Raw genomic sequence first — 4,730 nt, forward strand, 5'->3', positions numbered from 1 at the left:
GGGTCTCAGCAGCTGTGAATGCGGTTACAGGATTACTTTTTAAAATATCCTCCGACATAATGGTAGAGAACGCCTAGAGCACCGAGATAGTACGCAATTTTGATAATGAAATCGGTATGATCTAGCGGCATCATGTTGGAAAGCAAGAATAAAGGGAACACAAAGTACAACAGGTCTTTCAAGTAAGACGTAACCGTAGAGCCGGAAAATGTTCCTGACGCAAACGATTTGAACAAATCTACTACAAAGCTAAGACCCATGACCCCTAAGACAAGCCACATTGCATAAAGCATTAAACCCGATAGTGTAAGTGCCATGTCTGATTCACCTCCACATACGATGATTTGCTTTCAATCTATCATATGCAGCAATGTGACAAGTCGTGCTAAGTAGGCGGAAATTTTTGCAGCTAAGTATGCATCGTATTTCGAAAGATGAGTGGAGATACGCCTACATATTTCTTGAAAATCCGTGAGAAGTAGAAAACATCCTTGTAACCTAGTGAATCGGCAATTTCCTTTACGGAATTCGTCGTGTTTAATAAAATATTTTTGGCTTCTGCCATTTTCATTCTGTGCATGTACGTATTTAGTGGATAGCCGGAATATTCACTGACGATTCTGCGAAGGGTAGAAAGTGAGATATGATGCCGTTTGGCGATACTTTGCGCGTCAAAGGGCTGATATAACGAATCGCTAAGTTCGTCGATGAGATGGATGAATTGCTGCGTCTTCGTCGTTTCCGTTGTAGCTTCAGCCCGTTGGATGAACTCAAATAATAATGACTCTACAAGCAAGGCTGCCCGATCAATATTGGCGGGAATGCCGCTTTCCATCCCAATGAAAATGCGCTCAATCCGATTATGCTGTGCAGCATCTTCATAGCCCACTTGCTTCACTTGATCTAACTCCGTGAGCCAGCTATTATGCCATTCCTTCACGCGGCTGCCTTCCAGAGTGAAATAATACTCATCCCAGAAACCTCCGGGATCGGGACCATAGTGATAGACCTGATTCGGACGAAAGAAGAAGAGGCTGCCGCTTTCGACCTTTTGAACAGGCCCATTATTGACTCGGTATGTTCCCTTGCCTCCTGCGATATATACAATTGCAAAGCTCTCGAACGTGGCATGTTCCCGATACATAATCCGACCTGGCAAATGTCCAACATGGAGAATTCGAAGGGATTGCAGCTTTAATTTACTTGCATCAATGGGTAAAGTAAATATTCRAAGTGGATAAGGACTTATCGTATCGTCCATGAACCTAGGCATAACATACATTCCTTCCGAGCTGACTCCGTGATATGATAATGAAAGTTAAAACGCATTAACTTTCGTTAATTTCCATTATAAATGAGATTTCATGCCTTCGTAACCCAGTTTACCAAAATTTCGTTCAGAAAGTGAGCACAACATGACGACCGCGCTAAAACGATTATTACTGATGAGTGTAAGTTCTGGGATTATCTTTAACTATATGGGGATATTTATAAACCTTTTTATTTGGGAAAAAGGAAATCAAATCTTTGACGTCGCTGGTTCAACCTCATCATGTTTCTTGCATGGGGAGTTGCCTTTATGTTTGGTGCGAATCTCTTATCCAAGTTCACGATAGGCTCCGTGATGCGAGTTGCTGCTATTGGTGCGGGTATCACCTTCGTCCTTCTTTCTTGGATGCATTTTGAGCCTATATGGGGATCTCCCTTTTCGGAAAAGGGAGGGAGTTTACCGCTTTTTTCTCCGCTGCGAATGTGCTCGGTCAGGTGATTTCTTTCCTAAATCCATTGCTATTCGCGGTTATTATTAAGTGGTTGGGCTTTACGGCTTCCTTCTTCATCATGTTCATCTTCATCGCACTTATGATTTTCACTTCTTATTTCGTACCACCGATTTCCTTAAAAGATGCGAAAGAGCCGGTGTTTCGTAAATTCGGAATGGCCCAAGTATTCACAACACCGCAACTGAAATGGATGATTCCTTCGCTTGTTGCTGGCGGATTTTTCATACAGTTTCAAGGTATTTTCTCGCTGATTTTCACCTTTTCGGTCACGCAAGATAAGCTCAACATCGCCTTGCTGCAAATCATGTACACCTCATTCACCGTTGCGTGTGTATTCATCTATCGCCGGTTTAGTCGTACTCGTCAGATAAGTGACAACAAATGGTTAACCTTTGGCATGGGGGCCGCGGCAGTTGGTTTCCTGTTAGCCTTATTCCCAACACCGTTGATTCTCATTCTATCCAACATTTTAACGACGATCGGGTTGTTTTTCTTCTTTACGATTTGGAGCTCTAGACAATTTCTAGCGACCTATCGATTGGAGCCGATTCATCAAACACGAGTGATGGTATGGCGGGAGCTCATCCTTGTTATTTCACGAATGTTCCTGCTGGCGTTGATTCTTGGTATACAGGACTTCGATGGATTCGTATTCAAGGCTGTCATGGTTTTTAGCTTCTCAAGCGCCTTGTTAATTCCTTATTTCTCTAAAAAGAGTGATGAATCCGCTGCGCAGGTTGCATAAAAGGTGCGGAATCGTAGGATTTCCGCTTCTTTTTGTACGCACTTTTAATTTAATGGAATAAAATATTAATGTCATAAATTATATTTTTACAGATAAAATGTCCCTCGAGATGGGGTAAATGGATAAACTATGGTATAATTAATCACATTATGGCATGAAAGCAGGCGACATACGCAGCATGAATGGACAAAATCGAAAAGATGTTATGCCCGGCAGAGAAGTGAACATCGTGTTAAAACAAGATCAGCGGAGCGGGAAACTTACACGCGGGATCGTGAAGGATTTATTGACGAACTCACCTACACATCCCCATGGTATAAAAGTGCGACTCACGGATGGCCAGGTAGGTCGCGTGAAGGAAATCATTACGCCGTCCAACTGACGGAACATGGAGGAGAACAGAGGATGGCAAAAGCAAAAGTAGCGAAACGGCCTACGCGAGATGAATTCGTGTTAGAAGAAATCGGGAACCAATTGTCGGAAGCAAAGATGGAGAATTCAGAGATCGTGCTTACGGTTTGGGGACGGGTAGAAACGGTGCGCGGCACGATCGCGACAATGGACTCGCGTACGGGGAGAGTACATATGGATTGTAAAGGCGAGTTGGATAAGGTGCCTTTCATGGATATTATGAAAGTGGAGTATCCGCGGGATTAAGTTTAAAAAAGTATCAATTTTTGACCGAAAGAATCGGGCAGTTCCCATTAGGGGAACTGCTTTTTTATTTTCCAAATTCGTCAGCAAAAAAGGAATCACATAAGACATGTGTCTGAGTTCAGTTTGCCATGGTATACTAATATGGAACGGGGAATGGTGTTGCTGTTATGATAGATAGACTTGATCCCAAAGTAGATTTTGTGTTCAAAAGAATTTTCGGCGTTGAAGAAAACAAGGATGTGCTTCTAGATTTCTTGAATGTGACGTTAAGGGAAAGCGAAGCTAGCCCGATTACAGAAATTCAGATACTGAATCCATATATCGATAAAAATGCGCTGCACGACAAGCTGTCGATTCTCGATGTGCATGCTCGTACAGCTGACGGAAAGCAAGTGAACATTGAAATTCAACTATGTAACCGATATGATATTGAAAAGCGAACTTTGTACTACTGGAGCAAAATGTATGCTGGCCAACTTGAAGAAGGACAGCAATATAAAGAGTAAAAAAGACCATTACGATTAACATTCTAAACTTCAGTTTCCTACCGAATGAGCGTTATTATAATCTGTTTCATTTACAGGAAAGTCACACCGGGCTTTTGCTGAATGATGACATCGAAATTCATTTCTTGGAGCTGCCTAAGCTGATAGAATGGAGTGCTATTCTAATTGATAAGCTCGTCAAATGGTCGTTGTTTCTCAAAGGCATCGATAACGATAAATTAGAATTATGGGAGGTTATTGCGATGAACGAACCAGCTCTGCAAAAGGCAATGGGTACGCTAGAGTTTTTGAGTTAGGATGAAGAAGCAAGGCGATTATATGAAATGAGACAAAAAGCACTACACGACGAAGCATCAATGATCGGTGGTGCGAAAAGAGAAGCTCGACGTGAAATCGCAGTAAAGCTTTTGAAAAGAGGCACAACAGTTTCTGATACAGCGGAGATTTCTGGACTATCGGAAACTGAAGTCCAGAAATTGAAAAATGAGATTCACTAATGTAGTTCAAGACCGTTCTACTCTCAGGGCGGTCTTTCATTTTCCAAAAAATTCACTTCAATAAATTGCACTAAATCTATATTTAACGCAATTTAGCTTGTAAYGGACGGAGATTGACAGCATGGACACTAATCTAGCGTATGATGATGAGTATTTGGAGCTTTTTGACTCCTGGATGAAGGATCAGGGGTTCACGAAACGAACACAGCAAGCGTACCTTGGGGATGTGCGTTTATTTCTATCGAGCCTCGGAGAGAAAGCTTTGCCTTCGATCGAGGCGATTGATATTATGCGATTCTTGACGAGGATGCGTCAAGGCGGGGCAGGGGATGCAGCGAGGAATCGGTATCTCTCGTCGATACGCACATTTTTCGTAGCACTTGTTGAGCTGCAGATTGTTGTTCACAATCCTTCCATGACAGTCAAGAAATCGAAGGTGGAGAAGAATCCAGTTCCGACTTTTCTAAGCGAGGAGCTGCTATCTGTCTTTTTGCAATCCATCGAAGGGAAATACCTGATTCGCAATGTGGCGATGTTCTTATTG

Annotated in this window: 6 protein-coding genes and 1 pseudogene; 5 read left to right on the forward strand and 2 right to left on the reverse strand. The window is 42.4% G+C overall.

All coding sequences use genetic code 11. The annotated features are described in order from the left end of the window. Positions 1-32: 32 nt before the first annotated feature. Both AC1DVJ_RS30030 and AC1DVJ_RS30035 read right to left on the reverse strand, forming a co-directional pair. Entirely contained in the window at positions 33-317 is a 285-nt protein-coding gene (locus AC1DVJ_RS30030; protein WP_477596424.1) for a hypothetical protein, read from the reverse strand. Between the two features lie 92 nt (positions 318-409). Beyond that, a complete protein-coding gene (locus AC1DVJ_RS30035) occupies positions 410-1,261 on the reverse strand; it encodes a helix-turn-helix domain-containing protein (RefSeq protein ID WP_477596426.1) in 852 nt (283 codons plus the stop codon). Positions 1,262-1,692: 431 nt separating this feature from the next. On the opposite strand from AC1DVJ_RS30035, the gene AC1DVJ_RS30040 reads away from it, so the two are divergent. From AC1DVJ_RS30040 to AC1DVJ_RS30060, 5 genes and pseudogenes are all read left to right on the forward strand, one after another. Continuing rightward, positions 1,693-2,526 (forward strand): hypothetical protein, encoded by an 834-nt coding sequence (locus tag AC1DVJ_RS30040; protein ID WP_477596428.1) that lies wholly within the window; start codon positions 1,693-1,695, stop codon positions 2,524-2,526. 178 nt (positions 2,527-2,704) lie between these two features. Then, complete coding sequence (locus tag AC1DVJ_RS30045) at positions 2,705-2,908, forward strand: YwbE family protein (RefSeq protein ID WP_477596430.1); 204 nt, start codon at positions 2,705-2,707, stop codon at positions 2,906-2,908. A 23-nt stretch (positions 2,909-2,931) separates the two neighbouring features. Then, positions 2,932-3,183, forward strand: coding sequence for a YolD-like family protein (locus tag AC1DVJ_RS30050; RefSeq protein ID WP_477596432.1), 252 nt, complete (start codon positions 2,932-2,934; stop codon positions 3,181-3,183). Between the two features lie 167 nt (positions 3,184-3,350). Further along, positions 3,351-4,186, forward strand: a pseudogene (locus AC1DVJ_RS30055) (Rpn family recombination-promoting nuclease/putative transposase). A 121-nt stretch (positions 4,187-4,307) separates the two neighbouring features. Continuing rightward, positions 4,308-4,730, forward strand: a 423-nt coding sequence (locus AC1DVJ_RS30060) for a tyrosine-type recombinase/integrase (protein WP_477596434.1), incomplete at its 3' end; no start/stop codon positions are given.

This window comes from Paenibacillus sp. P4_A9, assembly GCF_056402415.1.

What these genes read in the sequence shown, in the direction of transcription:
- AC1DVJ_RS30045 (WP_477596430.1), top strand. Translation starts at nt 2,705, where the DNA reads ATGAATGGACAAAATCGAAAAGATGTTATGCCCGGCAGAGAAGTGAAC.
- AC1DVJ_RS30030 (WP_477596424.1), bottom strand. Translation starts at nt 317, where the DNA reads ATGGCACTTACACTATCGGGTTTAATGCTTTATGCAATGTGGCTTGTC.
- AC1DVJ_RS30040 (WP_477596428.1), top strand. Translation starts at nt 1,693, where the DNA reads ATGGGGATCTCCCTTTTCGGAAAAGGGAGGGAGTTTACCGCTTTTTTC.
- AC1DVJ_RS30050 (WP_477596432.1), top strand. Translation starts at nt 2,932, where the DNA reads ATGGCAAAAGCAAAAGTAGCGAAACGGCCTACGCGAGATGAATTCGTG.